The 707-nt window shown below is 38.6% G+C and carries 1 protein-coding gene; it reads right to left on the bottom strand.

Annotated elements, in window-relative coordinates:
* A partial coding sequence (gene cobA / locus AC1DTM_RS30165) for a uroporphyrinogen-III C-methyltransferase (RefSeq protein ID WP_477001669.1) occupies nucleotides 1-592 on the bottom strand: 592 nt, incomplete at its 3' end.
* Nucleotides 593-707 lie beyond the last annotated feature (115 nt).

Genomic DNA, 707 nt, shown 5'->3' on the forward strand with positions numbered 1-707 from the left:
ATTCAATGACTGCTACGGGTGTATCTTCTTTTTTTCCTGCTTGTAGTAAGTTTTCACAAATGGTAGGTAAGTTTTTTATACCCATGTAGTAGGCGATTGTGTCGCTATTGTGGGATGAATTATATTTTCCATGATCGGTTAAAGGACCTTTTGCATGTCCAGTTAGTAAAGTGACGCTATTACTGTAGTTACGGTGGGTGAGGGGGATGCCTGCATAGATACTAGCGGCGATGCTAGCTGTAATACCTGGCACAATCTCGTATGGAATGTTTGCTGCCGCTAAAGTTTCTGCTTCTTCACCAACTCTGCCGAAAATAGATGGATCTCCGCCTTTTAAGCGGACAACGATTTTTCCTTCTTTCGCAAATTGATGAAGGTGGGCGTTAATCATTTCTTGTCGCATTGTATGATTTTTCGGCATTTTGCCGCAATAAATAAGTTCACAAGTTTGCTTTGTATAACTAAGAAAGGAAGGATTTAATAAGCGGTCATATAAGACAATATCTGCACGCTTTAAGCAATCTATCGCTTTTTTAGTAATAAGTCCTTCATCACCTGGTCCTGCACCAACTAAATATACATATCCGTTCATATTCGCACCTCGTCTATTTTTATTTAATAAGGAAGCCAGAGGAGGCTTCCTTTTGTAAATTACATATATATATAAATATCTCCGTCGATAACTTCTACTTCGTACGTTTGAATAC

Source organism: Bacillus sp. P4_D3 (assembly GCF_056401855.1).